This is a genomic window from Streptomyces sp. 1331.2 (assembly GCF_900199205.1).
Taxonomy (GTDB): domain Bacteria; phylum Actinomycetota; class Actinomycetes; order Streptomycetales; family Streptomycetaceae; genus Kitasatospora.
The window spans coordinates 396,112-420,726 of sequence record NZ_OBMJ01000001.1 but is presented as its reverse complement, the minus strand read 5'-3'; the positions used below and the strand labels follow the sequence as shown (position 1 = coordinate 420,726).

General features: G+C 75.2%; 25 protein-coding genes. 14 read left to right on the top strand and 11 right to left on the bottom strand.

All coding sequences use genetic code 11. The annotated features are described in order from the left end of the window. Window positions 1-137 precede the first annotated feature (137 nt). Together CRP52_RS01985 and CRP52_RS37990 are read left to right on the top strand one after the other, a co-directional pair. Entirely contained in the window at window positions 138-701 is a 564-nt protein-coding gene (locus CRP52_RS01985) for a universal stress protein (protein WP_097234775.1), read from the top strand. Window positions 702-707: 6 nt separating this feature from the next. After that, window positions 708-860 (top strand): hypothetical protein, encoded by a 153-nt coding sequence (locus CRP52_RS37990; RefSeq protein WP_179852653.1) that lies wholly within the window; start codon window positions 708-710, stop codon window positions 858-860. A gap of 269 nt (window positions 861-1,129) precedes the next feature. Here the strand turns inward: CRP52_RS37990 and CRP52_RS01980 are convergent, their stop codons facing one another. Beyond that, window positions 1,130-2,158, bottom strand: coding sequence for a S1C family serine protease (locus tag CRP52_RS01980; RefSeq protein WP_097239768.1), 1,029 nt, complete (start codon window positions 2,156-2,158; stop codon window positions 1,130-1,132). Between the two features lie 165 nt (window positions 2,159-2,323). Here CRP52_RS01980 and CRP52_RS01975 point away from each other — a divergent pair, with 165 nt between their 5' ends. Then, window positions 2,324-2,890: a hypothetical protein gene (locus CRP52_RS01975; RefSeq protein WP_097234774.1), complete on the top strand. Its 567-nt coding sequence runs from the start codon at window positions 2,324-2,326 to the stop codon at window positions 2,888-2,890. Window positions 2,891-3,012: 122 nt separating this feature from the next. Next, window positions 3,013-4,011, top strand: coding sequence for a right-handed parallel beta-helix repeat-containing protein (locus tag CRP52_RS01970; RefSeq protein ID WP_097234773.1), 999 nt, complete (start codon window positions 3,013-3,015; stop codon window positions 4,009-4,011). 15 nt (window positions 4,012-4,026) lie between these two features. On the opposite strand, the gene CRP52_RS01965 is transcribed toward CRP52_RS01970, so the two are convergent. From CRP52_RS01965 to CRP52_RS01950, 4 genes are all read right to left on the bottom strand, one after another. After that, the gene (locus CRP52_RS01965; protein WP_097234772.1) at window positions 4,027-5,292 is read right to left on the bottom strand and encodes an NAD(P)/FAD-dependent oxidoreductase; all 1,266 of its coding nucleotides are present in this window, start codon (window positions 5,290-5,292) and stop codon (window positions 4,027-4,029) included. Window positions 5,293-5,479: 187 nt separating this feature from the next. Continuing rightward, window positions 5,480-5,911, bottom strand: coding sequence for a nuclear transport factor 2 family protein (locus CRP52_RS01960; RefSeq protein WP_097234771.1), 432 nt, complete (start codon window positions 5,909-5,911; stop codon window positions 5,480-5,482). 7 nt (window positions 5,912-5,918) lie between these two features. Further along, the gene (locus tag CRP52_RS01955; RefSeq protein ID WP_097234770.1) at window positions 5,919-6,722 is read right to left on the bottom strand and encodes an MBL fold metallo-hydrolase; all 804 of its coding nucleotides are present in this window, start codon (window positions 6,720-6,722) and stop codon (window positions 5,919-5,921) included. Window positions 6,723-6,843: 121 nt separating this feature from the next. Next, a complete protein-coding gene (locus CRP52_RS01950) occupies window positions 6,844-8,148 on the bottom strand; it encodes an MFS transporter (protein ID WP_097234769.1) in 1,305 nt (434 codons plus the stop codon). Window positions 8,149-8,249: 101 nt separating this feature from the next. Between CRP52_RS01950 and CRP52_RS01945 the strand changes: the two genes are divergently transcribed. The 4 genes from CRP52_RS01945 to CRP52_RS01930 all read left to right on the top strand — a co-directional run bounded on the left by CRP52_RS01945 (window position 8,250) and on the right by CRP52_RS01930 (window position 12,563). Continuing rightward, window positions 8,250-9,344 (top strand): DUF5937 family protein, encoded by a 1,095-nt coding sequence (locus CRP52_RS01945; protein WP_097234768.1) that lies wholly within the window; start codon window positions 8,250-8,252, stop codon window positions 9,342-9,344. Between the two features lie 50 nt (window positions 9,345-9,394). Next, a complete protein-coding gene (locus CRP52_RS01940) occupies window positions 9,395-10,276 on the top strand; it encodes a PhzF family phenazine biosynthesis protein (RefSeq protein WP_097234767.1) in 882 nt (293 codons plus the stop codon). A gap of 97 nt (window positions 10,277-10,373) precedes the next feature. Continuing rightward, complete coding sequence (locus CRP52_RS01935) at window positions 10,374-11,624, top strand: phosphotransferase family protein (RefSeq protein WP_097234766.1); 1,251 nt, start codon at window positions 10,374-10,376, stop codon at window positions 11,622-11,624. A gap of 9 nt (window positions 11,625-11,633) precedes the next feature. Continuing rightward, window positions 11,634-12,563 (top strand): LysR family transcriptional regulator, encoded by a 930-nt coding sequence (locus CRP52_RS01930; RefSeq protein WP_097234765.1) that lies wholly within the window; start codon window positions 11,634-11,636, stop codon window positions 12,561-12,563. A 21-nt stretch (window positions 12,564-12,584) separates the two neighbouring features. On the opposite strand, the gene CRP52_RS01925 is transcribed toward CRP52_RS01930, so the two are convergent. The 3 genes from CRP52_RS01925 to CRP52_RS01915 all read right to left on the bottom strand — a co-directional run bounded on the left by CRP52_RS01925 (window position 12,585) and on the right by CRP52_RS01915 (window position 15,464). Next, on the bottom strand, window positions 12,585-13,787 hold the full coding sequence (locus tag CRP52_RS01925) for an MFS transporter (protein WP_218893055.1): 1,203 nt from the start codon (window positions 13,785-13,787) through the stop codon (window positions 12,585-12,587). A 202-nt stretch (window positions 13,788-13,989) separates the two neighbouring features. Next, on the bottom strand, window positions 13,990-14,247 hold the full coding sequence (locus CRP52_RS01920) for a ferredoxin (protein WP_257032231.1): 258 nt from the start codon (window positions 14,245-14,247) through the stop codon (window positions 13,990-13,992). Continuing rightward, window positions 14,244-15,464 carry a cytochrome P450 gene (locus CRP52_RS01915; RefSeq protein ID WP_097234764.1) on the bottom strand — a complete coding sequence of 407 codons (1,221 nt, stop codon included), beginning with the start codon at window positions 15,462-15,464 and terminating at the stop codon, window positions 14,244-14,246. Before CRP52_RS01915 ends, CRP52_RS01920 begins: the two co-directional genes overlap by 4 nt. A gap of 537 nt (window positions 15,465-16,001) precedes the next feature. Here CRP52_RS01915 and CRP52_RS01910 point away from each other — a divergent pair. The 5 genes from CRP52_RS01910 to CRP52_RS01890 all read left to right on the top strand — a co-directional run bounded on the left by CRP52_RS01910 (window position 16,002) and on the right by CRP52_RS01890 (window position 19,590). Further along, window positions 16,002-17,087, top strand: coding sequence for an S-(hydroxymethyl)mycothiol dehydrogenase (locus CRP52_RS01910; RefSeq protein WP_097234763.1), 1,086 nt, complete (start codon window positions 16,002-16,004; stop codon window positions 17,085-17,087). Further along, window positions 17,084-17,728, top strand: a complete 645-nt coding sequence (locus CRP52_RS01905) for an MBL fold metallo-hydrolase (protein WP_097234762.1) — start codon at window positions 17,084-17,086, stop codon at window positions 17,726-17,728. The genes CRP52_RS01910 and CRP52_RS01905 overlap by 4 nt, the downstream gene beginning before the upstream one ends. Window positions 17,729-17,791: 63 nt before the next feature. Then, entirely contained in the window at window positions 17,792-18,193 is a 402-nt protein-coding gene (locus CRP52_RS01900; protein ID WP_030060404.1) for a pyridoxamine 5'-phosphate oxidase family protein, read from the top strand. A 73-nt stretch (window positions 18,194-18,266) separates the two neighbouring features. Then, complete coding sequence (locus CRP52_RS01895; protein WP_097234761.1) at window positions 18,267-18,998, top strand: molybdopterin-dependent oxidoreductase; 732 nt, start codon at window positions 18,267-18,269, stop codon at window positions 18,996-18,998. Next, on the top strand, window positions 18,982-19,590 hold the full coding sequence (locus tag CRP52_RS01890; protein ID WP_257032230.1) for a cytochrome b/b6 domain-containing protein: 609 nt from the start codon (window positions 18,982-18,984) through the stop codon (window positions 19,588-19,590). The genes CRP52_RS01895 and CRP52_RS01890 overlap by 17 nt, the downstream gene beginning before the upstream one ends. A gap of 30 nt (window positions 19,591-19,620) precedes the next feature. Here the strand turns inward: CRP52_RS01890 and CRP52_RS01885 are convergent, their stop codons facing one another. Together CRP52_RS01885 and CRP52_RS01875 are read right to left on the bottom strand one after the other, a co-directional pair. Next, window positions 19,621-20,562: a hypothetical protein gene (locus CRP52_RS01885; RefSeq protein WP_218893054.1), complete on the bottom strand. Its 942-nt coding sequence runs from the start codon at window positions 20,560-20,562 to the stop codon at window positions 19,621-19,623. Window positions 20,563-20,627: 65 nt separating this feature from the next. Then, complete coding sequence (locus CRP52_RS01875) at window positions 20,628-22,358, bottom strand: FAD-binding dehydrogenase (RefSeq protein ID WP_097234757.1); 1,731 nt, start codon at window positions 22,356-22,358, stop codon at window positions 20,628-20,630. A gap of 269 nt (window positions 22,359-22,627) precedes the next feature. Between CRP52_RS01875 and CRP52_RS01865 the strand changes: the two genes are divergently transcribed. After that, window positions 22,628-23,824, top strand: a complete 1,197-nt coding sequence (locus CRP52_RS01865; RefSeq protein WP_179852652.1) for a helix-turn-helix domain-containing protein — start codon at window positions 22,628-22,630, stop codon at window positions 23,822-23,824. A gap of 19 nt (window positions 23,825-23,843) precedes the next feature. On the opposite strand, the gene CRP52_RS01860 is transcribed toward CRP52_RS01865, so the two are convergent. Beyond that, window positions 23,844-24,566 carry a class I SAM-dependent methyltransferase gene (locus tag CRP52_RS01860; protein ID WP_097234754.1) on the bottom strand — a complete coding sequence of 241 codons (723 nt, stop codon included), beginning with the start codon at window positions 24,564-24,566 and terminating at the stop codon, window positions 23,844-23,846. Window positions 24,567-24,615: the final 49 nt, after the last annotated feature.

Sequence of the window (24,615 nt, the reverse complement as noted above, 5' to 3'; positions counted from 1 at the left end):
CGCGCTCCCGCCACGCCCGTATGGAGAGCGTTCGAAACGCCGTACCGGACGTCAGAAAGGCGTCAAGGAGTGTCGGTGCGCGGCCCGGGCACGGGTTGGCTGGAGGGGCACCGGCAACCACGAGACGAGGACGGACCATGCACGGCAGCGGGCGACACGAGGGCAGCACGGCACCCAGGGTGGTGGTCGGGGTCAGCGGCTCACTGGGCAGCCTGGCGGCGCTGCACCGGGCCGCGGCCGAAGCCCGGGAGCGCGGCGCGGAACTGCTGCCGGTCCTCGCCTGGGAACCGCCGGGCGGTGAGCTCGGCTACCGGCGCTCGCCCTGCCCGCCGCTGCTCGCCGCCGTCCGGGAAGCCGCCGAACAGCGCCTGCACGACACCCTCGACGAGGCCTTCGGCGGCGCCGACCCCGGCCTGCCGCTGCGCCCCGTGGTCATCCGGGGCGAGACCGGCCCGGCCCTGGTCCAGGTCGCCGACCGACCCGGCGACCTGCTGGTCCTCGGGCGCAGCGGCGGCCTGCTGCGCCGCCGGCTGCGGCGCTCGGTGTCCGGCTACTGCGCGCGCCGGGCCGGCTGCCCGGTGCTGACCGTGCCGGTGCCGGAACTGCTCGACCAGCTGCACGAACTGGAGGCACTGCACCGCCGCGCCCGCTGGCACCTGCCGGCCGGCCCGGCGACCGGACTCCTCGCGGCGAGGCGGTAGCCGGCGGTGAGGAAGCACTCGGCCCACCCCGGCGGCACCCGGTACCGGCCCGGGCAGCAGCGGCTGCCGGTCGCCACCTCGGACCCGGCCGCCCTGCCCACCGCACTGCCACGCGGCACCGTACGCGCCGCACCGCTGCGCCTGGACCGCCCGCTCTGAGGGCGCCCCGAACGGCCCGCCGCCGACCGCGAACGCCCGGCGGCGGACCACACCGAACACCCGGGACTCCGGCCGGTACTCCGGAGCCCCGGCGAACCGGTGGAGAACAGGGGGCGGGGCGCGCGGGCGGTCACAGGTTCGGACACCGGGGCCGCCCGTACGGACGGCCCCACGGGACCACCCCGCGCGCCCCGCCGAGACACGGGCTCCCGCCGAGACACGGGCCAGGGCCGCCCGGAGAACGCGTAGCGCCCGGGCCTGAATGGCGGCTAGTCGTCCGAGGGCAACTCCGCCGGGACGGCGATGACGTCGACCAGGGCCTCGCCGCGCAGCACCGTGAGCGCCAGTGGACGGTTGATCGCGTCGGCCAGCATCAGGCGCTGCAGGGACTGCGCGCTGCTCATCGGCTCCCCGGAGGCGGTGAGCAGCAGGTCGCCCTCGTGCAGGCCGGCGCGGTCGGCGGGGGCGCCGTGGACCACCTCGACGATCCGCAGGCCGGCGCGCTGCCCGGTGCGGTGGCGCAGGGCGGGCGGCAGGGGTGCGGGCACCCCGGCCAGGCCCAGGTAGGCGCGGCGGATCCGGCCCTCGGTGAGCAGGGCGGCGATGATCTGCCGGCTGGTGGCGTCGATCGGTACGGCCAGGCCGAGCCCGTTCCCGGCCACCGCCGTGGTGATCCCGACGACCTCGCCGTTCGCGGTGGTCAGCGCGCCGCCGGAGTTGCCGGGGTTGAGGGCGGCGTCGGTCTGGATGACGTTGTCGATGATGCGCACGGTGCTGCCGGAGCGGGCGGGCAGCGAGCGGCCGAGCGCGCTGACCACGCCGGCGGTGACCGTTCCGGCCAGCCCGAGCGGGTTGCCGACGGCGACGACCAGCTGTCCGACCCGCAGCGCGGTCGCCTCGCCGAGGCTGACCGGGGTGGGGGTCGCGCCGTCGGCGCGCAGGACGGCGAGGTCGGAGAGCGGGTCGGCGCCGATGGTGTGGAACGGGGAGGTGGTGCCGTCGGCGAAGGCCAGCGTCCCGGCGTCGGCGTGGCCGACGACGTGGGCATTGGTGAGCAGGAAGCCGTCCTCGGTGAAGACCACCGCCGAGCCGAGCGCGGTGCTGAACCAGCCGCCACGGCCGCGCCGCGGGACCTGGAGTGCGGCCACCCGGGGCGTCACGGCGGCGGCCACGGTGGTGACGATCCCCGAGTAGGCGTCCAGCGCCTCCGCCGCGCTGTGGCCGTGGCCGTCAGGGGCGTGTCCGTCCGGGACCTGTTCGTCCGGGGCGTGTTCCGGCCCCGGGAGTGTGTCGGCCACGGTGCTCACCCCTTTCGCCGGCGCGAGTTCTCCCGGTGCCAACAACGGCGTGCCGTCGAAGCTTCCGCCGCCGTTCCTGACGCGGACTTGACGCGCGGCCGACTACAAAAGAAAGGCAAAGCGTGCGTAAGGTATGCGCAAAGTCATCTCTGTGGGGAGGGCCTGATGGACACCGTGCCGGAGCCGGGCGAGGAGCCGACCGCGCTGGACCCGCTGCTGGTTCCCACCCGGGACGCACTGCTCGGCGGCCGCCCGCACCGACCGCCCCGCTGGAAGCGGCTGTGGAAAGCGGGCGCGGCCGCCCCGGCGCCGTCGTCGGAGTGGATCCGGCGGGAGGCCGACGGGCAGGCCCAACGCCTCGGCCGCCGGACGCCCGGCACCGAGCACGTCCTGCTCGCCGTCCTGGCCGTCCACGAAGTCCTGGGCCACCAGCCCCGGTCGCAGCCGCAACCGCTGCCGGACGTGGACGACAGCGGCGGCGAACTGCTCGCCCGGCTCGGCCTCGACTACGCCCGGGCCCACGCGGCCCTCACCGCCGGGACGGTCGTGCTGCCCGCCGACCCCCGCTCCGTCGAGGCCTACCTGGACGGCGCGGCCCCCGGTCCGCTGGTGCGGCTGCTGCTGGACGAGGACACCCGGGCCCGCCGCCTGGCCGAGTCCCTGGTCGGAGCCCTGGACGGACCCCCGGACGGGGCCCCGAACGGAACCCCGCTCGCCGACCGGAGCCGGTAGCGCGGCGGGACCGGTAGTGCGGTGGAACCGCCGTCGGCACTCTTGACGCTCTGAAATGGTCCAGTCCACTCTGGCTGACGGCATGTTCCTGCCACTTCCGACCGTCGCAAGGAGCACCGTCCGTGAAGCCGCAGTCCCCGCCGGTCCTCGGCGCCGCCCTCACCGCCCTCGGGGCCCTCCTCCTCGGCGCGGGCGCCGTCGCGGTCGCCGCCCCGTCCGCGGCTCGGGCCCCGGCGTCGGCCGTGGTCAAGGTGAGCACCGCCAAGCAGCTCCAGGCCGCGCTCGCCGCCGCCGCGCCCGGCCAGACCATCCAGCTCGCCGACGGCACCTACTCCGGCGCCTTCCGGGCCACCGTGCCCGGCACCGCCGCCGCCCGGATCACCCTCACCGGCTCCGCCAAGGCCGTCCTCACCACCCCCACCGGCGGCGGCTACGGCCTCCATCTCGACGGCGCGAGCTACTGGACCGTCCAGGGGCTGACCGTCACCGGCGCCCAGAAGGGCATCATGGCGGACGCCGCGGACTACGTGGTGCTGGACGGCGTGACGGTCCACCACACCACCATGGAGGGGGTGCACTTCCGCAACTCCAGCGCCCACGGCACGCTGCGCGGCTCGCGCATCCACGACACCGGCCTGAACCGGGACGGCCTGGGCGAGGGCGTCTACGTCGGCACCGCCAACACCCTCACCGACCACAGCGACTACGTGCAGATCACCGGCAACACCTTCGGGCCCGGCATCGGCGCCGAGAACGTCGACCTCAAGGAGGGCACCACCGGCGGCCTCGTCTCCGGCAACACCTTCGACGGCGACGGACTCACCGGCCGCAACTACGACGACTCGTGGGTCGACGTGAAGGGCAACGGCTACGTCATCGAGAACAACACCGGCAGGCGCACCACGAACGACGGCTACCAGACCCACAGCGTCCAGCCGGGCTGGGGCTGCGGCACCGTCTTCCGCGGCAACCGCTCCGACCTCACCGGCGCCTCCGGGGCCGACCGCTACGCGATCGACGTCACGAACTACGACGCCGCCACGTGCAGGGTGACGATCGGCGCGGACAACACCGTCACCGGGGGCCGGGGCCTGGTGAACCCCGGGATCCCCGTCGGTTGATCGGTACGGCCCGCGCTACAGCTCCCCGAGCGGTACGTCCGGGTCGGCCAGCGCCTTGGTGTCCACCACCCGCCCCGAGCGCACCAGTTCGCGGATCGGGTCGGTGACGTCCCAGACGTTGACGTTCATCCCCGCGCGCACCCGGCCGCCGGAGAGCCAGAACGCGATGAACTCGCGGGCGGCCGGGTCGCCGCGGAACACCACCCGGTCGTAGCCGTCCGGCTCGACGTAGCCGACGTACTCCGCACCCAGGTCGTACTGGTCCGTGAAGAAGTAGGGGACACGGTCGTAGACGGCGTCCGGCTGCCCGAGCATCGCCCGGGCCGCGGTGCGCGGCTGGTTGACGGCGTTGGCCCAGTGCTCGACCCGGATGTGCCGGTCGAACAGCGGGTGGTAGGCGTTGGCGGCGTCGCCGGCCGCGAAGACGTCCGGGTCCGAGGTGCGCAGCTGCCGATCGGTCTTGATGCCGTTGTCGACCTCCAGTCCGGCGGCCTCCGCGAGCCCGGTGGCGGGGGAGATGCCGATGCCGACCACCACCGCGTCGGCCGCCACCGTCGTCCCGTCGCCGAGCCGCACGCCGGTCACCGTGCCGCGGTCGCCGGTCAGTTCGGCCACCTTCACCCCGAAGCGCAGGTCCACGCCGTGCGCCCGGTGCAGGTCGGCGAAGACCTGGGCGACCTCCCAGCCGAGCACCCGCAGCAGCGGCAGTTCGAGCGCCTCCAGCACCGTCACCTCGGCGCCCGCCTCGCGGGCCGCGGCCGCCACCTCCAGGCCGATCCAGCCCGCGCCGACCACCGCGATCCGGGCGCCGGGGCGCAGCGCCGCCCTGATCCGGTCGCTGTCCTCGACCCGGCGCAGGTAGAGCACGCCGTCCTGGTCGGCGCCGGGCACCGGCAGGCGGCGCGGCACCGAGCCGGTGGTCAGCAGCAGCTTGTCGTACTCGATGCGGCCGTCGTCGGCGAGCGTCACGGTGTGCCCGGCCGGGTCGATCGAGGTCACCGCCGTGCCCAGGCGCAGCGTGACGTCCTGCTCCCCGTACCACTGCGGCGGGTGGACGTAGATCTTCTCCCGGGACGTCTTGCCCTGCAGGTAGCCCTTGGACAGCGGCGGACGCTCGTACGGGCGTTCGTGCTCCTCGCCGATCAGGACGATGCCGCCCCGGTACCCGGCCTCCCGCAGCGCCTCGGCCGCCTTCGCGCCGCCCAGGGACGCGCCGACGATGACGATCGGGCGGCCCTGCCCGCGGTTCGTCCCGGTGGTGCCGTTGTCCGTGCCCGCCATGCTCGACTCCTCGTTCTCCGGTCGTTCTCCGGCCGTGGATCCGGGGCCAGCCTGCCGCCGTCCGGGTGGTGTGTCGAGACGGCGGCGGGCGCGCCGCGCCCCGCTCGCCCGTACGGGTGAACGGGGCGCCGTGGGGCGGCCTCGGGCGGATCCCGGGCGAGGCCTCCGGCGGGCCTCGGGAAGGGCCTCAGGCGGTCATCGCCGCCCTGACCAGCGCGGTGTCGGTGAACTGCTCGAAGCGGACGATCCGGCCGCCGCGCACGGTGAAGTGGTGGGCGACCCTGACCGCGAGCGGCTTCCCGGTGGCCTTGTGGACGGCCGTGTAGCGGGCCAGCACCACGACGTCCTCGCCGTCCACCACGTAGGTGTCGTCGTGCGCCGTCCAGTCGTCCCACTCGGCGGCCAGCCGCTCCATCACGTTCGTGGTGACGCCCTTCGGGGTGCGGTAGGTGCCGGCCAGCGGGAAGCCGGCCATCTCGGTCCACTCGACGTCCTCGGCGAGCGTGGCGCGCAGCGCGGCGAGGTCGCCCCGGGCGGAGGCCAGGTACTGGCGGCGCACCACGTCGGCGGGGGCGGCGGACTCGGCGAAGGCGGAGACGTCCCTGGGGATCTCGATCATCGTCCGCTCACCCCCACGCCATCTCGCCCATGACGACTTTGGTGCCGATGTCCACCGCGATCCGCAGCCCCAGCTCCGGGAAGCGCCGCTCCAGCGCCTCCTTCGCCGCGGCCGCGTCGGCGGCCCGGCCGATCTCGGTCTCGAAGGCGCGCAGGTAGGCACGGGTGTGGTCGACGGCGTTCAGGTCGGTGGGCGCGCCCGCGGTCCGGTGGCCGGCCGCCACCCAGGTCGGGTGCAGCGCCTCGATGCCGTCCAACAGGTCGATCCAGGCGGCCCGTTGGGAGGCGGTCGGGGTGTCGGCCGTCCACACGTGCAGGCCCTCGAAGAGCAGCACCCCGCCGAGCACGGCGCGGTGGTGGTGCTGCCAGAGGTAGTGCCGGTCGGGCAGGTGGAAGTCGGCGCCGCGCACCTCGAAGCGGTGGCCCTCGAAGACGATCTCGTCGCTCGGCAGCACCTCGGGCCGCACCAGCCGGGTGGGCAGCTCGGGGCCCAGGTGGGCCCAGGCGCGCAGCTTGGCCTCGTACGTCTCCTGGATGTGCTCGACGGTCGAGGCGGTGGCCAGGAACCGGGCCTGCGGGAAGGCGTCCTGGATCTCCTGGGCGCCGAAGTAGAAGTCCGGGTCGCCGTGGCTGATGAACACGGTGGTCAGCCGCTTGCCGGAGGCCTCGACCCGCTCGACCAGGCGGCGGCCGTCGGAGCGGGTGAACCCGGCGTCCACCAGCAGGGCGTCCCGCGGGCCGGTGACCAGGACGGAGGTCTTGTTGAGCGAGCTGTCGGGGCTGTCGACGATGTCGAAGTCGAGTGCACTCACGTTGACCAGTCCTTCCTCTGACGCACGCCTCGCCGCCAGCATCGGCGTTGGGCGCGGCGCCCGCATCCGGAGGAGGCGGACCGCGCCTCGGGCGGGTGCGGAGCCGGAGCCACGGCCGGGGCTACCGCGCCGGGCCCAGCCGCAGCACCGCCAGCGCCCCCAGCGCGGTGGCGGCCGCGAGCGGCACCCACAGCGCGGCCGGGCCGGCGGCCGGCAGCGCGGTCAGCACGGCCGGAGCGGCCGCCCGGCCCACGCCCATCGACAGCTCCCAGCGCGCCAGTGCCCGCCCGATCAGGTGCGGCGGGGCGACCGCCGCCACCAGCGCCGTACCCGAGCCGGTGTAGAGGATCTCACCCAGCGTGTACAGCACCGAGACCACCGCGACCCCCGCCGCCCCCGACGTGCCGCCGAGCGCCCCGGCCGCCCAGAAGCCCAGGTACGAGACCGCCAGCAGCGCCCCCGAGGCAGCCAGGACGGCCCGCCGCGAACGGTCCGCCAGCCGCAGCACCAGCGCCAGCTGCAGGGCGATCACCAGCACCGTGTTGCCCACGAACAGGCCCGAGGACCAGGCCGGGGAGGCGTGCAGCTGCAGCACCAGCAGCGCCGGCAGCGCCACCTCCAGCACGTCGAAGCAGAACGCGTACGGCAGGTTGGCCAGGCTCAGCAGGGTGATCCGGCGCAGCGGCTCGCGCCGCTCCTGCGACGTGCCGGGCTGCGCCGTCTGCGCAGCCCTTACCCGCAGCGAGCCGACCAGGCAGGCCGCGCTCAGGCAGGCCGCGCCGGTCACCCCGGCCAGCAGCCGGATCGCGCCCGCCCCACCGGACACCGCCACGGTGGCCAGCAGTGCGCCCGCGCCCAGCCCCGCATTGCGCACCGCCCGACCGGCGGCCAGCGCCGCGTCCCGGTGCCGCCCCTCGGTCAGCGTGCTCACCACCGCCGCGTGCGTGGTCGGCCAGGACTGGCTGCCCACCCCGAACAGCACCGCGGCCGCCGTGAACCCCGCCAGGCCGTCCGCGAGCAGCAGCGCCAGCGCACCGGCCGCCCGCAGCAGCAGCGTGACGGCGGCGGGCAGGGTGCGGGCACCGCGGTCGATCCAACGGCCGGTCAGCGGCACCACCAGCAGACCCGCGACCATCCCCGCCGACAGCGCCAGACCGACCGCACCCGCTCCCAGATGCAGCATCCCGACCCCGTACAGCAGCAGGAACGGCCGCAGCATCCCGCCGCCCACCGCGTCCACCGCCAGCGCGACGGCGTACCGGGGCCCGCCGGCAGCGGTCAGCAGGCGCAGCGACTGCCCGGCCGAGCCGAGCAGTCCGAGCAGCGCGGCCGGGCCCCGGCGGCCGGCGCCGATCGGCGGGGCGGGCGACAGGCCGTCGCGGACGGCGGCGTGGTCATGGACGGACTTCTCCTGGATCAGGCTCATGGCCGCTACCGTCCGCCCCGGCACGGCCGCCCGGCACGCCGATTGACGGTTCCCGTCAATCGGCGGGAGGCCGCCTCGGGCGGGGTGACAGGATCCCGTGCGTGAGTGTGACCATCGACATCACCGGCCTGCCCGACGAGCGCCTGCTCTTCACGCCGTCCCCGCTCGCCGAGCTGAACGCCATGCTGCACGTGCTCGCCGAGCCCGCGCACCACCCCGCGCTGCACGGCTGGGCGAGCAGCACCACCGCCACGATCCCGCCGGAGCTGTCCGAGCGGCTGCTGGAGGCCGACTTCCTCTGGCGCTCCTCGCGCGCCGACTTCCTCGTCCCCGGTCTGCCCGGCGCCACCCTCGCCGACGAACTCGACGCCGTCGACCGGATCGACGACGAGCTGTACGTCACCGGAGCCCTCATCACCACCTGCGGCTCCTCCCGGCTCGCCCGCGCAGCCTCCCCGCTCACCGACCCCGCCGCCAACGAGCGCGCCCGCGAACTCGCCCTCGCCCGCGGCCCCCGGCAGGCCGCCTTCGCCGACCGGCTGCTCGCCGACCCGCCCGCCGTCCGGGCCCTGGTGCGGCGGATGCTGGAGGACTGCGAGTCCGCGTTCTTCGCCGACGCCTGGCGGCGCGTCCTGCCCGCCCTCGCCGCCGACGCCCGGCACAAGGCCGACCTGCTCGCCCACCGCGGCGCCGCCGAGGCCGTCGCCGCCCTGTCGCCGGCCGTCGGCCTCGAACAGGGCGAGGACGGGCGGCGCCGGATCGTCATCGACAAGCTGCAGGACAACGCCACCAGCGCGGTCGACAACGGCGGCGTCACCTTCATCCCCACCGTCTTCGGCCGCCCCCACCTGCTCGTCGTCCACGCCGCCGGCTGGCGGCCCGTCCTCCAGTACCCGGCCGCCGAGGCCGACCTGCCCGAGCCGGTCTCGCTGGCCCTCGTCCAGCAGCGTCTGGAGGCACTCGCCCACCCCGTCCGGCTGCGCCTCGTCCGCACCATGGCCCGCGGCCCGCACACCACCGGCGAACTGGCCGCCGCCTGGCAGCTCAGCGCGCCCGAGGTCTCCCGCCACCTGGCGGTGCTGCGCAAGGCCGGGCTGCTCACCACGGAGCGGCGCGGGCGGTACATGCTCTACCAGCTCGACCTGGCGGGCAGTGCCCGGCTCGGGTCGGACTTCCTGGAGGCGGTGCTGCGGTGACCGATCGGGGGACCGGGAACACCGGCCGTGCGGAACGCGTTCGTCCGGGCATGACTGACGACGCCTCCACTAACGCCGCTGCCGCCGCCGAGCCCGCGATCCTCCGCTACGCCGCCTTCGCCGCCCGCCCCGAGGGCGGGAACCCGGCGGGCGTCGTCCTCGACGCCACCGGGCTGACCGAGCAGCGGATGCTCGCCGTCGCCGCCGAGGTGGGCTACTCCGAGACCGCCTTCCTGACCGCGGGGGCGACGGAAGGGGCGTACCGGGTACGGTACTTCAGCCCGCTCGCCGAGGTGCCGTTCTGCGGGCACGCGACGGTCGCCTCTGCCGTCGCCCTGGCCGAGCGCACCGGCCCCGGGCGGTACGTCTTCACGACGGCGGCCGGGGACGTCCCGGTCGAGGTCGAGCGCGGCGCGGACGGGCTGCTGCGGGCCACCCTCACCAGCGTAGAGCCGAAGGTCGAGGACGTCCCGGCGGCCGACGTCGAGCAGGCGCTCGCCCTGCTCGGCTGGTCCGCCGCCGACCTGGACCCGGCCCTGCCGCCGCGGATCGCCTACGCGGGCGCCCGGCACCTCGTCCTCGCCGCCGGCACCCGCAGCCGACTGGCCCGGCTCGACTACGACTTCGACGGCCTGGCGGACTTCATGCGGGCCCGCGACCTGGTCACCCTCCAACTCGTCTGGCGCGAGGCCGCCGAGGTCTTCCACGTCCGCGACCCGTTCCCGGTCGGCGGCGTGGTCGAGGACCCGGCCACCGGCGCGGCCGCGGCCGCCTTCGGCGCCTACCTGCGCGAGCTGGGCGCGGTGGCGGCTCCGGTGGTGCTGACGCTGCACCAGGGCGAGGACCTGGGCCGGCCCGGCGTGCTGAGCGTCGAACTCCGGGCGGAGGACGCCCGGGTACGGGTCTCCGGCACGGCGGTCGCGATCGGGTGAGGTAGGGCGCCGGCAGGGCGAGGGCTGCGGCAGGACCTGCGGAGGGCCTGTCCTAAATCGTTCGACTGCGCCCGCCCCGATGGGTGAGGCTGCTCCGATGCAGAGCACGAGCAGCCGGACCGTGACGGTCGATCTCACCCATGGCGACGAGTACTTCGGGCAGCTGGGGCCCTTCGGGGTGGACAGCCCCTGGTGGTCCTCCGTGGCGGAGGTGGTGGCGCGGGCGACGGAGGAGTCCGGTGTGCCGGTGCTCGTGGCGCGGCTGGTCGAGGGGCACGGTGGAACCCCGGGCAGCGGTGGGCGGGTGCGCTACCACGCCGAGGCGCTGGAGCGGCCCGGGGGCCTCGACCCCCGTGTGCCGGACGGCGACACGGCCGCCCGGCTGGGCCCGGCCGAACGGCGTGCCGCCTGGGCCACGCCCGGCGGCCTGCGCGAGGCGCTGGCCTGGGCGGAGTCGGCACTCGCCCGGGCGGGGCGCCCGCAGGCCGGGCCGGCCCGGCAGATCCGGACCTGGAACCTGTCCGGCCTCTTCCGCCTCCCGGTGGCCGGGGGCGCCGACGCCTGGCTGAAGACCACCACACCGGCCTTCAACGCCGCCGAGGGTGCGGTCATCCGGCTGTTCGCCGACGCCGATCCGACGCTCGTCCCGACCGTCCTCGCCGCCGACCCGGCGGCCGGCCGGCTGCTGCTCGACCACGTGCCCGGCGAGGACGGCTGGGGCCCGTCCGCCGAGACCGTCGCCGAGGTGGTGCCCCGGCTGGTGGCCGCCCAGGCGGCGCTCGCCGACGGCCCGGCCGCTGCCGCCGGACTGCGCGACCGCACGCCCGGTGCGCTGCTCGCCGGGCTGGCGGCGCTCGCGGACCGGCTCCCCGAGGAGACCGACCTGAGCGCCGGGGAACGGGCCGCCGTCCGCGCTCTCATCGCCGAACTTCCCGTTCAGATAGCGGAGTTGGTGGCCTGCGGCCTGCCCGAGACGGCGCTGCACGGCGACTTCCACCCCGGCAACTGGCGCTCCGACGGCAGCCGCCCGGCCACCGTGATCGACTTCGCCGACGCCTGCCTCGGCCATCCCGCGCTGGACGGGCTGCGCCCGCGCGCCTACCTCTCGCCGGAGGCCTGGCAGCACCACACCGAAGTGTGGGCGCAGGCCTGGCGCCGGCACGCCCCCGGCTCGGACCCGCTGCGCGCCCTGGAGCTGGCCGAGCCGCTGTACCACCTGTCGTACGCGCTGCGGTACCAGGAGTTCCTGGATCACATCGAGCCGAGCGAACGCCCGTACCACGCCGGCGATCCGGCCGCCGAGCTGCGCGCCGCCCTGGCCTGCGCCGGGGCGCGGGGCCGCGCATAGACTGCCGAGGTGGAACGACCGACGCCAGGCGAGGCGGGCCCCGGGCCCCACGGGCTTCCGGTGCTTCCCGAGTTGCCGTTGCAGGAGCTGGAGTGCTTCGCCGTCCTCGTCGAGCAGTTGCACTTCGGGCGGACGGCGCAGCGCCTGGGCCTGTCCCAGAGCCGGGTCTCGCAGCTGGTCAAGCGTCTGGAGAACCGGGTCGGTGCCCCGCTGTTCCGGCGGACCAGCCGGCGGGTCGAGTCGACCGAGCTGGGGCGGGCGCTGGCCGAGCAGGTGGTGCCCGCCTTCGCCCGGCTCCGGGAGGGCTTCGCCGAGGCCCGGGCCCGGGCGGCGACCGCCCGGCCGCTGCGGCTGGGCTTCCAGTGCGCGGTGTACGAGCCGGTGGCCCGGGCGATCGCGCGCCTGCCGGAGGGTGCCGCCCGGCTGGTCGAACTGCCCTGGTCGGACCCGTTCTCCCAGCTCGCCCGGGGCGAGGTCGACCTGGCCATCGTGCTCGCCCCCTGCCGGGAGCCGGGCTTGGAGGTGCTGCTGGAGTTCTCCCGGCAGCCGGTGTACCTGGCGGTCTCGGCCGCGCAGGTGCCGGTCGGGGCGGGCGGCGTGAGCGGCGAGGAGCTGGCCGCGCTGCCGCTGATCGAGCCGCGCGGCCCGGCGCCCGAGTACTGGCGGGAGGCGAACGCGCCCCGGCGGACGCCCGGCGGGCGGGAGTTGGCGTACGCGGCGGGTGCCGTCACCCTCCAGGAGGGCCTGTCGATGGTGGCCGGCACCCGCCGGGGGCTGCTGCTGTGCGAGCGCAGCACGACGTACCTCCAGCGGCCGGACGTCCGCTTCCTGCCGGTGCCGGAACTGGGGCCGACCAGCCTGGAGGTGGTGCAGCACCAGCGGCGGCCGCACCCGTTGGCGGAGGCCTTCGTCGAGTTGCTGGTCAAGCACGTCGACTGAGCCGCCCGATGCCGATCGCCGTCACCCCCGCCGACCGGCGCCCGGCCGGGAGCGGGCGGCGAGCAGCAGCCCGGCGGCGGTCAGGGCCGCCGCAGTGCCCAGGACGGCGTGGGTCCCGGCGTGGTCGACGACCAGCCCGCCGGCCAGCGAGCCGACGGCGATGCTCGCGTTGAAGACGCCTGCCCAGACCGCCGCCGAGGCCTCGATCCTGGCCGGGTCGGCGGTGCGCACCCAGGTCTGGGTGGAGACCGACACCCCGCCGTACGAGGCGCCCCAGACCACCAGGACGAGCAGCACGGTGGCGAGGCCGCCGGTGGCGTACGGGAGCAGGGCGGCGGCGAGGGTGACGCCGGCGAGGGCGAGGAGGACGGCCGTCCTGGGGCGGCGTCCGGACAGCGGGCCGAGGGTGAAGTTCCCGGCGACGCCCGCCAGTCCGTACACCAGCAGACAGGCGGCGATGACGCCGTTGCCCAGGCCCGCGTCGGTTTCGAGGACGGGACGGACATAGGTGTAGCCGACGAAGTGGCCGAGCACGACGAACGCGGTGATCGCGAGCCCGACGGCGACGCCGCGGTGGCGCAGGGCACCGGCGAGGCTGCCCGGCCGTCCGCGGCCGTGGACCGGCAGGGCGGGCAGGGTGGCGGCGAGGACGGCGGCGGAGGCGACGGCGAGCAGGGCGAGGGCCCAGAACGCGGCGCGCCAGTCGAGCAGGGCGGCGAGGTAGGTGCCCAGCGGGACGCCGAGGACGGAGGCGACGGAGACGCCGGAGAAGATCAGCGTCATGGCCAGGGGGAGGCGCGAACGGTCGGCGAGGCGCGGGCCGAGGCCGGCGGCGAGGCCCCAGACGATGCCCATCGCTGCGCCGAGCAGGACGCGTCCGAGGGCGAGGACGGCGAAGTCCGGGGCGAGGGCGGTCAGGGCGTTGGCGAGGCCGAGCAGCAGCATGAAGGCGACCAGGACGGTCCTGCGGTCGCGCAGCCCGACGAGCATGGGGGCGAAGGGGGAGAGGACGGCCGCGATCAGGCCGGTGATGGTGAGGGAGAGGCCGGTGACGCCGTCGGAGACGCCGAGGCTGTGGGACATCGGGGTGAGCAGGCCGACCGGCATCATCTCGGCGGAGACCACGGTGAAGGTGGCGAGGGCCATGGCCAGGACCGGCGACCAGCGGTGGGCGGCCGGCGGGGCGGAGGTGTCGGTGGGAGCAAGGGCTTCGGCGTCTGTCATGGGGTCAGCCCACCAGCCGGGGAGAGCGCCGAACAAGATCGATGAGCTCATCGATCCATGAGCCAGGCTCATCGATCCCGGCGTGCCGCAAGCCCGGCGTGCCCGCAGACCGCGACAGGTGCCCGCAGACTGCGGTGGGTGCCCGCGGGTTCCGGTGGTGCCCGCCCGCTGTCGGCGAGCGCAGGCACCACCGGAACGGGGATCAGTCCGCCGGGTCGATCCGGTAGCCCCCGCGGGCCGCGTGCAGGGTGAGCGCCTCGACCGGGCAGAAGTCCACCGCCTCGGTCAGTTCCTCCGTCAACTCCGCACCGCCGTCGGCGTACGCGGCCAGCGGGGCGGCCAGTCCGTCGGCGCCGAGGGCCAGCGAGCCGGGCGCGCTGCGCGCGCACATCCCGGAGCCGATGCAGCGGTCCCGGTCGACCCGGACCACCACCGGCTCGGTGTCGGCCCGGCCGGTCACCAGGCCACCTGGAGGGTGTTCGGGCTGCGGGTGAGCAGGCCGCGCCGCCAGTCGATCCGCTCGACCGGCTCGGTCGTCCGCAGGGCGGGCAGCCGGCGGGCCAGCCGGTGCAGGGCGAGCTCCAGTTCCATCCGGGCCAGCCAGGCGCCCAGGCAGTGGTGCGGCCCGGCCCCGAAGGTCAGCATCGGCGCGGCCAGCGGGGAGAACAGCTCGGTGCTCAGGTCCCCGGTGTAGACCGACGGGTCCTGGTTGGCGGAGCTGGCGTCGGCCGCCACCACGCTGCCGGCCGGGATCACCACCCCGCCGATCTCCACGTCCTCCACGGTGCGGCGCAGCAGTCCGGGCATGTGCTCGTGGGCGTCGCCGAGCGGGACGGCGCGCAGCAGCTGCTCGGTCGCGGCGGCGGCGCTGGACTCGTCGGAGGCGAGCTGCTGCCAGGCCTCGCGGCCGTCGTGGAGCAGGTAGACCAGGGCGTTGCCGAGGCTGGTCATGGTGGTCTCGTGGCCGGCCACGACCAGGCCGATGACCAGCGCGACCAGCTGCGCCTCGGTGATCGAGCCGTCCTCGGCGGCGGCCGCGAGCAGGCTGCTGACCAGGTCGTCGCCGGGCTCGGCGCGGCGCTGGGCGATCACCTCGGCGCCGAAGGCGGCGAACTCGTCCATCGCGGCGCCGATCGCCTCGGCGCTGTAGGCGGTGGTGGAGAGCGCGTGGTCGCTCCAGTGCGCGAGCCGCTTGGTGTCCAGGTTGTCCAGGCCCATCAGCCGGCTGATCACCGCGACCGGCAGCGGGCGGGTGTAGCCGCCGACGATGTCGGCGGGGGAGCCGTGGTCGATCAGCTCGTCGATCAGGGACTCGACGACCGACGCCACCCACGGCTTCCAACGGGCGATCGCCCGCGGGGTGAAGGCCCGCTGCACGGTGCGGCGCAGCCGCTGGTGCTCGGTGCCGTCGATGTTCAGCATGCTCTGCGGGTCGTCCAGGATGTTGGGCGTGACCGTGATCGGCGGCGCGTCCGGCGCGTAGAGCGGAGCACGGCCCAGGCGCGGATCCGTCAGCACCTGCCGCACGTCGGCGTGCCGGCTGACCAGCCAGACCGGCGTGCCGGTGGGCAGCGCGGCGAGCCGGGGCGGCCCGGGCTCCAGGCGGCGCAGGCAGTGCAGCGGGGGGAGCGGGGCGGTGCCGGTTCCGGCGCCGGTCGCACTGTTCTCGATGGACATCCGTACTCCAGACTCCAGGGCGGGGGCCGCGGGGGCGGCCCGACGGGGGGTGGATCCGGGATTGGTGCGGGGACGGGTGGGTGCGGCCGGCCGGCGGCTCGACACGGCCGGGGCGGGGTCGGGCGTCTGCTGCGGAGTGGCGCGAAATGTGCGCGGGCGTACGGTCGGTGCGCGCCGGGCACGGGCGCCGCGCGGTGGCGCGTCACCGGGTGGGGCAGGAGTGCTGAGCGTGGTCGCGTGAACCGCTTCTGCTACGACCGTACGTGGGCCGCGGGGCGCCCGTCTGCGGCAGTTCCAGCCAACACCGGTGCTTTCCGGGCACTTCGAGGCGTGCCGACGAGCGCTCGGCGCCGCCCGTGCGCCCCCGGTTCCAGGGCCGCGCCGGGACCGCTCGGGCGTCGCTGCGAGGACCGCACCGCGGCTGCCGGGTGAGTGTCCGTGAGGTGGGCGCTACGCTTCGTGGGCAGTGCTTCTGCAGTCGTTTTGTCGCAGGTCACGCCGGTGCACAGGCGCACCGGCCGACGGAGGTGGAATCGGATGCCCCAGCAGGTCAAGGCAGTCATCGCGCGCGCCAAGGGCGCGCCCGTGGAGGTGACCACGATCGTGGTGCCGGACCCGGGCCCGGGCGAGGCGGTGGTCAGGATCCAGGCTTGCGGCGTCTGCCACACCGACCTGCACTACCGCGAGGGCGGCATCAACGACGAGTTCCCGTTCCTGCTCGGCCACGAGGCCGCGGGCATCGTGGAGACGGTCGGCGAGGGCGTCACCGAGGTCGCGCCCGGCGACTTCGTGGTCCTCAACTGGCGTGCGGTGTGCGGCCAGTGCCGGTCCTGTCGGCGCGGGCGCCCGCAGTACTGCTTCGACACCCACAACGCCAAGCAGAAGATGACGCTGCTCGACGGCACCGAACTGTCCCCGGCCCTGGGCATCGGCGCCTTCGCCGAGAAGACCCTGGTCGCGGCCGGCCAGTGCACCAAGGTCGACCCGGCCGCCGAGCCGGCCGTCGCCGGGCTGCTGGGCTGCGGCGTGATGGCGGGCATCGGCGCCGCGATCAACACCGGCAACGTCGGCCGCGGCGACTCGGTCGCGGTCATCGGCTGCGGCGGCGTCGGCGGCGCAGCCGTGCTGGGCTCCCGGCTGGCGGGCGCGGCGAAGATCATCGCCGTGGACATCGACGACCGCAAGCTGGAGACCGCCCGCACGCTCGGCGCCACCCACACCGTCAACTCCCGCACCACCGACCCGGTCGAGGCGATCCGCGAGCTGACCGGCGGCAACGGCGCGGACGTGGTCGTCGAGGCGGTCGGCCGGCCCGAGACCTACAAGCAGGCCTTCTACGCCCGCGACCTGGCCGGCACCGTCGTCCTGGTCGGCGTGCCCACCCCGGAGATGACGCTGGAGCTCCCGCTGCTCGACGTCTTCGGCCGCGGCGGCGCCCTCAAGTCCTCCTGGTACGGCGACTGCCTGCCCTCGCGGGACTTCCCGATGCTGATCGACCTCTACCTCCAGGGCCGCGTGGACCTGCGCGCCTTCGTCAGCGAGACCATCGAACTCGACGCGGTGGAGCAGGCCTTCGAGCGGATGCACCAGGGCGACGTCCTGCGTTCGGTGGTGATCCTGTGAGCGGGCACGGCACGAACGCCCGGGTCGACCGGCTGGTGACCGCCGGGACCTTCGAACTCGACGGCGGCAGCTGGGAGGTGGAGAACAACGTCTGGATCGTCGGCGACGACGAGGAGGCGGTGGTGATCGACGCCGCGCACGACGCCGAGGCCATCGAGGCCGCGCTCGGCGGCCGGCGGCTGTGGGCGATCGTCTCCACCCACGCGCACAACGACCACATCGACGCGGCCCCGGCCCTCGCCGCCCGGACCGGTGCGCCGATCCTGCTGCACCCGGACGACCTGCCGCTGTGGAAGCTCACCCACCCCGAGCGCCTTCCGGACGGCGAACTGGCCGACGGGCAGCGGATCGAGGTGGCCGGCATCGAGCTGACCGTCCTGCACACCCCGGGCCACGCGCCGGGCGCGGTCTGCCTGTACGCGCCCGCGCTGGGCACCGTCTTCACCGGGGACACCCTGTTCCACGGCGGCCCGGGCGCGACCGGCCGGTCCTTCTCGCACTTCCCGACCATCATCGACTCGATCCGCGAGCGCCTGCTGACGCTCCCGGCCGAGACGGTGGTGCGCACCGGCCACGGCGACCCGACCACCATCGGCGCCGAGGCCCCCGCCCTGCCGGAGTGGATCGCGCGCGGGCACTGACCGTCCGCACGCCCTACGGCCCCCGGGGACCGACCGTTTCCCGGGGGCCGTACGATCGCGATCATGGCCCATGACCCGCGCGACCTCGACGACGCCATGCTCGCCTTCTGGCGCGAGCGGCACATCTCCACGCTGACCACCAGCCGTCCGGACGGCACCCCGCACGTGGTGCCGGTCGGTGTGACCTTCGAGCCGGAGACGGGAACCGCCCGGGTCATCACCAGCCGCACCAGCCGCAAGGCGCGCAACGTCGCCGCGGCCGGGCCGGAGGGCATGCGGGTCGCGGTCTGCCAGGTCGACCGGGCGCGCTGGGCGACCCTGGAGGGCGTCGCGGTCGTCCGCGACGAGCCCGAGCAGGTCGCCGAGGCGGAGCGCCGCTACGCCGAGCGCTACCGCCCGCCGCGGGTCAACCCGGACCGGGTGGTCATCGAGATCGCCGTCGACCGCGTCCTGGGCCGCGGCTGACCCTGATGACGAAAGCCTTACGGGAGGGGGCCGGCCCTGGCCATCACCCGGGTCGACCTGCTCGAATCGTCGGGTGGACAGAACACCTCAGGGCGACGGCGCAGCGGACGAGAGCCGGGGCACCCCGGTCGGGCGGCGGGTGGTGCTCGGCCTGCTCGGCCTCGGGGCGATCGGGGTGGCGGCCGGACCGTACCTGCAGCGGGCGGAGTCGGCCCTGGCGGAGCGCGATCCGAGCGGCCTGAGCGGGCTGCTGCCCGGGAACAACGGCTTCCGGTACTACTCGGTGGTGACCTCCGTCCCCGAACGGGACGCGGGGACCTACACGCTGACCGTCGACGGCCTGGTCCGGCGCCCCGCGACGCACCGGCTGGCCGACCTCCAGGCGATGCCGCAGCGGCGGCTGGTCAAGGACGTCCAGTGCGTCACCGGGTGGCGGGTGCCGCACACGCCCTTCGAGGGGGTGCCGCTGGCGCACCTGCTGGACGCCGCCGGGGTGGCGCCGGAGGCGAAGGCCGTGCGCTTCAGCTGCTTCGACGGCGCGTACACCGAGAGCCTCACCCTGGAGCAGGCCCGGCGGGACGACGTGCTGGTCGCGTTGCGCATGCAGGACGCCCCGATCACGCACGACCACGGCGGGCCGGTGCGGCTGTACGTCGCGCCGATGTACTTCTACAAGTCCGCGAAGTGGCTCTCGGGCATCACGGTGACCGGCTCGGTCGAGCCGGGCTACTGGGAACGGAACGGTTATGACGTCGACGCCTGGGTCGGCCGGTCGAACGGGCGAAGTGATGAACCGACGAACTGAGCTGGTCCCGCGCTTCACCCGCGCCGAGCGGTGGGTCCACCGGGTGACGGCCGCGCTGATGGGCGTCTGCCTGGCCACGGCCGGCTGCCTCTACCTCGCCCCGCTCGCCGAACTGGTCGGCAACCGGCCGCTGGTGGTGACCGTGCACGTGTGGTGCGGCCTGGCCCTGCCCGTACCGCTGCTGCTCGGCCTCGCCTTCCGTGCCCTGCGGGCCGACCTCGCCCGGCTCAGCCGCTTCACCCCGACCGACTGGCAATGGCTGCGGGCCGTCCGGACCAGGGCGGCGCACCGGCCCGCCGGGAAGTTCAACGCGGGCCAGAAGCTGTACGCGCAGTGGACCCTCGGGTCGATGCTGGTGATCGTCGGCAGCGGGCTGCTGATGTGGCTCACCCACCTCGCCCCGGCGTCCTGGCGGACCGGCGCGACCTTCGTGCACGACTGGCTGGCCGCCGCCATCGCCGTCGTGGTCGCCGGGCACGTCCGGATGGCTTGGCTGGACCCGGAGTCGCGGCTGGGCATGCGGACCGGGCTGGTGGAACGCCGCTGGGCCGAGCGCGAGCACCCGCACTGGCGGCCGGCCGACCCGGAGTAGGTCCCCCGGCCCTGCCTCGGTGCGGTGCCGTCACCCGAGCCGGTCGACGGGCAGGGTGAGTTCGGCGGTGTGCAGCCTTCCGGCGGTCTGGAACTGCAGGAGGACCCGCCAGTTGCCCGGCTCCGGGAGGAGGGCCTGGAAGGTCAGGGTGGGGCCGCCGTGGTCGCCGTGGACGGCGTCCGCCGGGTGGAGGTGGGCGAGCGCCTGGTCGCCCTCGTGGAAGGCGCTGAGGTGGGCGTAGCTGTCCAGGTACGGCTGGAGGTCGGTGACCGGTCGGCCGTCCCGGCTGATGGTCGCGACCAACTGGTGTGCCCCGGCCATCGGTTGGGCGTGCAGGGCGACGGTGTAGCCGTCGACGGTGGTGGTGTCGGCCGGGGCGGGCAGCGGCACCGGGGTGGAGTCGCCGGGCACGGTGACGGTGCGGCTGAGGACGAGTTCGGCGGCGTGCGGGCCGGTGGCGGGGACGAAGTCGGCGTACAGCCGCCAGCTGCCGGGGGTGAGGGCGGCGAGGTCCGCGGTCCAGCTGCCGTCCTCGGCCGGGTCCGGGTGGAGGTGCTGGAAGCCGGTGAGATCGGTGCGGATCGCGTAGAAGTGCAGCTTCTTGGTCTGGTGGACGGCGAAGTCGGTGACGGGTGCGCCGTCCGGGCCGGCGACGGTGAACCTGAAGGCCGACGGACGCCCGGCGGGCAGCTCGGTGGTGGCGGTGTCCAGGCGGTAGCCGTCCTGCTCGGCGGCGAGGCCGCGCCCGGGGCTCTGCAGGGCGCCCGCCGTGCCGGGCGCCATCCCGGGCATCCCCGCCATCCCCGCCGTCCCTGCTGCCCCCGCTGCCCCTGCTGTCCCCGGCGTTCCGCCGCTCGCCGGAGCGGGGGAGACGGACGGAACGGAGGCCGCCATCCCGAGGACGAGCAGCACCGGCAGGCAGGACGCGAGCAGCCAGCCCCGGCGGAACGGACGGGCGGGGGAAGCGGTCATGGGCAGGTCCTTCCGTCGCGGGCGCGCCCCGAGGCGGCGCCGGCCGGGCCGAGGGATTCGGCTCACTACAACGGGAGACCGTCGGCGGGCGGCTCGATAACCGAAATGTCGGAGGCGGTGCGGGGAGCACGCGGCACCCGCCCGAGGGCCAGGCCCGCCGCTCGGCCCGAGAAGATGCAGCCGCCGAGGAAGGTGCCCTCCAGGGCGTTGTAGCCGTGGACCCCGCCGCCGCCGAAGCCCGCCACCTCGCCGGCCGCGTAGAGCCCGGGGACCGGGGTGCCGTCGGCGCCGAGGACCCGGGAGTCCAGGTCGGTCTGCAGGCCGCCGAGGGTCTTGCGGGACAGGATGTTGAGGCGGACGCCGATGAGCGGGCCGTGCGCCGGGTCCAGGATCCGGTGGGGTTTGGCGACCCGGGCGATCCGGTCGGTCAGCGACCTGCGGGCGTTGTGGATCGCCATCACCTGCACGTCCTTGGTGAACCCGTTCGCCAGTTCGCGGTCGCGGGCGAGGATCTGGCGCTCGATGTCGGCGGCGTCGAGCTTCGGGCCGCGGGCGATCGTGTTCATGGCCGCGACCAGCTCCGGGAGGGTCCGGGCGACGACGAAGTCCTCGCCGTACTGCTTGAACCGCTCCACCGGGGCGGGGGCGCCCTTGGCGAGCCGGCTCTTCAGCGCGAAGCGGAGGTCACGGCCGGTCAGGTCGGGGTTCTGCTCGGAGCCGGAGAGGGCGAACTCCTTCTCGATGATCGACTGGGTCAGGATGAACCACGAGTAGTCGTGACCGGTGGCCAGGATCTGCTTCATCGCGCCGATCGAGTCCGCGCCCGGCACGCCGGAGGCGCCGGTCAGCCGGCGCCCGTCGGCGTCGAACCAGAGCGAGGACGGCCCCGGCAGGATCCGGATCGCGTGGTCCGGCCAGACCGGATCCCAGTTGTGGACTCCCTCGGTGTAGGCCCACATCCGGTCGCGGTTGACGACGCGTCCGCCGGCCTCCTCGGTGATGGCGAGCATCCGGCCGTCGACGTGCGCCGGGACACCCGAGATCAGGTGCCGCGGGGCCGGGCCGATCCGCTCGGTCGGCCAGTTGGCGCGCATCAGCGCGTGGTTGTGCCCGATGCCCCCGGAGGTCACCACCACCGCTGCCGCCCGCTCCTCGAACAGCCCGACCTCCTCGCGTGAGGACGGCCGCCCGCGCTCGGAGTCGTCCGGCACCAGCACCGCGCCCCGGATGCCGACCACGGCGCCCCGCTCGGTCAGCAGCCCGTCCACCCGGTGCCGGAAGGCGAACCGCACCAGCCCGCTCCGCTCCGCCCGCAGCACCGGGCGGGCGAAGGCCTCCACCACCCCGGGCCCGGTGCCCCAGGTGATGTGGAAGCGCGGCACCGAGTTGCCGTGGCCGGTGGCCGAGCCGCCACCACGCTCGGCCCACCCCACCAGCGGCACCACCCGGTGGCCGAGCTCGCGCAGGTACCGGCGCTTGCCGCCGGCCGCCCACGCCACGTACGCCTCGGCCCAGCGACGGCCCCAGAGGTCCTCGTCGTGCGGCCGGTCGAAGGCCGCCGAACCGAACCAGTCCTGCCGGGCCAGCTCCAGCGAGTCCCGGATCCCGGCCCGGCGCTGCTCGGGGCTGTCGACGAAGAAGAGGCCGCCGAGGGACCAGAACGCCTGCCCGCCCAGGTTCCGCCGGTTCTCCTGTTCGACGACCAGCACCCGCTTGCCGGCCTTCGCCAGCTCGTGGGTCGCCACCAGGCCGGCGAGACCGGCCCCGACCACGATGACATCGGGCTGGAACGTCATTCGGCTCTCCCGCAGGGCCACCGCCGTCGCGCGGTCGCGACGGCTCCGCCGCCCCATGGTGGCGCGCCGGGCGGGCGGGGCGGGACTAGCCTTGTCAGGTGGTGACAAAGAAGACTGTCCCGGACGCACAGGGCGCACGGTCGACCGCGTCGGGCCCCGCTGCACAGGGTCCTGCTGCACAGGGTTCCGCTGCACAGGGCTCTGCCGCACAGGGCTCTGCCGCACAGGGCTCCGCCGCACAGGGCTCCGCGGGCGACCGGCGGAGCGTCGTGACGCGGATCCTCAAGGACGAGACGGCCGTGGTCGACTCGTTCATGGCCGCCATCGCCCGGGAGATTCCGGCCTACGCCAACCTTGACGCCCGCCAGCTGGCGGAGGTCCGCTCGATCATCGTCTGGACGCTCCGCCGGGTACTCGAACTGTGGTCCGTGGACGGCGAGTTGGATCCCAGTGACCTGCGGATGTTCCGCGGCGTCGGCGCGGTCCGGGCCCGCGACGCCCGGCCGCTCGCGGCGGTCCTGCGCGCCTACCGGGTCGCCGCGCTCGCGTTCTTCGAACGGATCGGCGACGGCTTCGCCGACGGCCTCTCCGCCGCCGACACCGCCGCGCTCGCCCGGGTGTGGCTGACGGTCCTCGACCAGTCCTCCGAGGCGATCTTCGACGGCTACGAGTCGACCGGGCGCAGCCTCAGCGAGGACCGTGAGCGCTCGTTGCGCGGGCTCCTCACCGACCTGCTGCTCGGCCGGCAGAGCCACACCGGCACCCTCCGTGCCCGCCTGCGCGAGCTCGACGCCCAACTGCCGCCGTCCTTCGACCTGGTGGTGGCCGACCCGGCCGGTTCGGCAGCCGGGCCCTCGGGGACGGCCGCGCCGACCGGGGCCGCCGAGGACGCGGAGCGGGCGGCGTCGGTCGTGGCCGCGGCCCTGGATGCGCGGGCCGCCGGGGAGGCCGCGGACCGCGAACTCGCCGCGATCCACACCACGATGGACGGCGTCGGGGTCGCCCTGGTCAAGGCGGTCGACCCGCAGGAGCTGGACCGCCTGATGACCGGGCACGGGCTCACCGGCGCCCTGCTCACCGGCGCCACCGCCGCCACCGCGCCGCGCGACTACCGCCTCGCCGCGCACGGCGTGCGGCACGCCTCCGCCCTCGTGCGCGCCGAGCGCCGGGTGCTCGACCGCGGCGACCTGGAGGTGGTGGCCCTGGTCACCGGACACCCGGACGCCGATCCCGCGCGGGTGGCCGGCACGGTGCTGGGCCACCTCACCCAGGAGCCCGAGACCCTGCGCACCCTCGACGCCGTCCTGTACTCCGACGGCGCCGCCGCGGCCGCGGCCCGCCTCCACGTCCACCCGCAGACCGTCCGCTACCGGCTGCGGCGTCTGGCGGCGACGACCGGCCGCGACCCGCGGACGCCGTGGAACGGGTTCGTCTTCCGTACCGCGCTCCTCGCCGCCCAGCCATAGCCGCTCGCGGTCGGTCGGTTCAGATTCGGCCCAGCACCAGCCACTGGGCGGGCAGGTCGATCCGTCGGCCGTCCGGGGTGGTCTCCGTGGTGGACAGCGGCAGGTCGCCGGTGGCGAGGACGGTGAGCCCGGCGGCGCGGAAGAGGGCGGGGAAGGCCGCGTCGGCGACCTCGGCGGGGGCGAGGCCGTGGGCGAAGACCGGGACCAGCTTCGGGGGCGGGCCGGCCGGGCTCCGGGCGAGGTCCGTCAGGACGGTCTTGGCGGACTCGGAGAGTTCGACGACGAAGGCCCGGCCGCGGTCGCCGAGCAGGGAGGCGACGGCCTCGGCGACCGGGCCGCGGTCGGCCGGCTCGCACTGGTGGATGAGGCCGCGCACGTACACGTTGGCGTCGCCGAGGCGGTCGTGCAGCGCCCGGACGGCTTCGGCGTCGGTGGCGTCCAGCTGCGCGAACTCGACCCGCCGGTGCGGATCCCGGCGCCGGGCGAGGTCGAGGGCCGCGGCGGACAGGTCGACGCCGACGGTGCGGGTGAACCGTTCGGCGAGGAAGCCGGTCTGGGTGCCGTTGCCGCAGCCCAGATCCACGAGGGGCAGCTCCGGGTCGGTGAGGTGGCGGTCGAACAGGTCGAGGTGGCGGGCGGCGGTGAGGGAGGGTTCGGCGTCCCAGATCACCGAGCCCGGCTCCTCGGGTGCGCCGCGCCAGAAGCCCTCCCAGGCCTCCCGGTACCGATTCGTCACGCTCATGGGGAGTCCTCCCGTTGTCACGCACAGTGTCGGGATCGTGTCTATCGGT

What these genes read in the sequence shown, in the direction of transcription:
- CRP52_RS01985 (WP_097234775.1), top strand. Translation starts at nt 138, where the DNA reads ATGCACGGCAGCGGGCGACACGAGGGCAGCACGGCACCCAGGGTGGTG.
- CRP52_RS01975 (WP_097234774.1), top strand. Translation starts at nt 2,324, where the DNA reads ATGGACACCGTGCCGGAGCCGGGCGAGGAGCCGACCGCGCTGGACCCG.
- CRP52_RS01965 (WP_097234772.1), bottom strand. Translation starts at nt 5,292, where the DNA reads ATGGCGGGCACGGACAACGGCACCACCGGGACGAACCGCGGGCAGGGC.
- CRP52_RS01960 (WP_097234771.1), bottom strand. Translation starts at nt 5,911, where the DNA reads ATGATCGAGATCCCCAGGGACGTCTCCGCCTTCGCCGAGTCCGCCGCC.
- CRP52_RS01950 (WP_097234769.1), bottom strand. Translation starts at nt 8,148, where the DNA reads ATGAGCCTGATCCAGGAGAAGTCCGTCCATGACCACGCCGCCGTCCGC.
- CRP52_RS01940 (WP_097234767.1), top strand. Translation starts at nt 9,395, where the DNA reads ATGACTGACGACGCCTCCACTAACGCCGCTGCCGCCGCCGAGCCCGCG.
- CRP52_RS01935 (WP_097234766.1), top strand. Translation starts at nt 10,374, where the DNA reads ATGCAGAGCACGAGCAGCCGGACCGTGACGGTCGATCTCACCCATGGC.
- CRP52_RS01925 (WP_218893055.1), bottom strand. Translation starts at nt 13,787, where the DNA reads ATGACAGACGCCGAAGCCCTTGCTCCCACCGACACCTCCGCCCCGCCG.
- CRP52_RS01915 (WP_097234764.1), bottom strand. Translation starts at nt 15,464, where the DNA reads ATGTCCATCGAGAACAGTGCGACCGGCGCCGGAACCGGCACCGCCCCG.
- CRP52_RS01910 (WP_097234763.1), top strand. Translation starts at nt 16,002, where the DNA reads ATGCCCCAGCAGGTCAAGGCAGTCATCGCGCGCGCCAAGGGCGCGCCC.
- CRP52_RS01900 (WP_030060404.1), top strand. Translation starts at nt 17,792, where the DNA reads ATGGCCCATGACCCGCGCGACCTCGACGACGCCATGCTCGCCTTCTGG.
- CRP52_RS01890 (WP_257032230.1), top strand. Translation starts at nt 18,982, where the DNA reads ATGAACCGACGAACTGAGCTGGTCCCGCGCTTCACCCGCGCCGAGCGG.
- CRP52_RS01885 (WP_218893054.1), bottom strand. Translation starts at nt 20,562, where the DNA reads ATGACCGCTTCCCCCGCCCGTCCGTTCCGCCGGGGCTGGCTGCTCGCG.
- CRP52_RS01875 (WP_097234757.1), bottom strand. Translation starts at nt 22,358, where the DNA reads ATGACGTTCCAGCCCGATGTCATCGTGGTCGGGGCCGGTCTCGCCGGC.
- CRP52_RS01860 (WP_097234754.1), bottom strand. Translation starts at nt 24,566, where the DNA reads ATGAGCGTGACGAATCGGTACCGGGAGGCCTGGGAGGGCTTCTGGCGC.